The sequence below is a fragment of the Paractinoplanes polyasparticus genome (assembly GCF_019710575.1).
In the GTDB taxonomy this organism is placed as follows: Bacteria; Actinomycetota; Actinomycetes; order Mycobacteriales; family Micromonosporaceae; genus Actinoplanes; species Actinoplanes polyasparticus.
Map to the genome: position 1 here is coordinate 1 of NZ_JAHWFK010000115.1, position 1,279 is coordinate 1,279.

Annotated in this window: 1 protein-coding gene; it reads right to left on the reverse strand. The window is 66.4% G+C overall.

The genetic code is table 11. From position 1 onward, the window contains the following. Positions 1-39 precede the first annotated feature (39 nt). Positions 40-1,158 carry an IS630 family transposase gene (locus KXC43_RS50250; RefSeq protein WP_221383428.1) on the reverse strand — a complete coding sequence of 373 codons (1,119 nt, stop codon included), beginning with the start codon at positions 1,156-1,158 and terminating at the stop codon, positions 40-42. Positions 1,159-1,279: the final 121 nt, after the last annotated feature.

Sequence of the window (1,279 nt, forward strand, 5' to 3'; positions counted from 1 at the left end):
CTAGTGCGTTGTCCATGAACGTTTGCCGGGTCTGAGTGGTCAGGCGGCCTTGAGCCGAGGCCGTCCCCAGCGTTGCTGGCGTTCGCTGCGGACCCGGGCTCGTTCGCGGCGTTGCGCGGCCAGGACGTCGGGGTGGCGGGCGTTGGCGTTGCGCCAGCGCAGGTATTTCTGCAGCTTGCTGGTCAGGACGGTGTGGTTGGGATGGTTCGAGTTCGCCATGGTGAACATGCGCAGCGGCCCGAACTGCGCTTCGATCGGGTTGGCCCAGGACGCGCTGGTCGGCGTGAGACACAGTTCGACCTTGTTGCGGGCCGCCCAGGCCCGGATGGCCGGCGTTTTGTTCGCCGACAGGTTGTCCAGGATGACGTAGATCGGTGCGCCGTCCGGCCGCGTTCTGCGGATCGTTTTCAGCGCGGCCAAGGTGTGGTCCGCGCCTTTGCGGCGCCGGTTGATGCCCCAGAGCTGGTCGTCGCCGAGGCTGTAACAGCCGTGGAAGTAGCGGATGCCATGCGTGCGGTGATACGTCGCCGGCAGCCGGTCCGGATGCGACCGCTGGGCCCAGCCGCGGCCGTGATGCGGGCGGATCGACAGCGGCCCGAACTGATCGAACGCGAAACAGCGGTTCGGGAACTTGGTGGTGACTTCCTCGATCCGGTCGAGCTTGGCGTCGAAGTCCGGGTCCTTCGATTCCTTCCACGTGCGGGTCCGTTGCCAGCTGACCTCGTTACGGCGCAGGATCTGCCGCAGCCGTTCCCGGCCGACCACGACTGGCCGATCGGCGTCGCATGCCAGGTAGTCGGCGAGTTTGCGCAGGCTCCAGCAGGTGAAGGGCCGCCCGAGCGTGCTCGGGCGGGCCTTGGCCGTCGCGACGATGAACGCTTCATCGTCGTGGTTGATCCGGCGGGGACGGCCGCCCGCCCATTGAGGGTCCAGGGCGCGAAGACCGATCTCGTTGAATGAGTGGATCACGTCGCGGACGGTGTCCTCATGACCGGCGATCAGGTTCGCGATCGCTGAGACCGGTGTCCCGGACGCCGACGCCATGATGATCAGCGCCCGGCGCACCCGAACCGAATCATGCTTGCCTCGACGAACGAGTTGTTGCAGCTTACGGCCCTCTTCTTGAGTCAGCCGCCGTGCTCTGACCGGCTCGGCCAACCTGCCACCTCACTCTCAACGACAAATAGTTGTCGTTGAGAGTGAGCCCTCGCCAGCAGCTACCGGCGGACGTGACCCGGTGTGTCGCCGACCCGGTGAACGTTCGTGGCCACCGCACTAG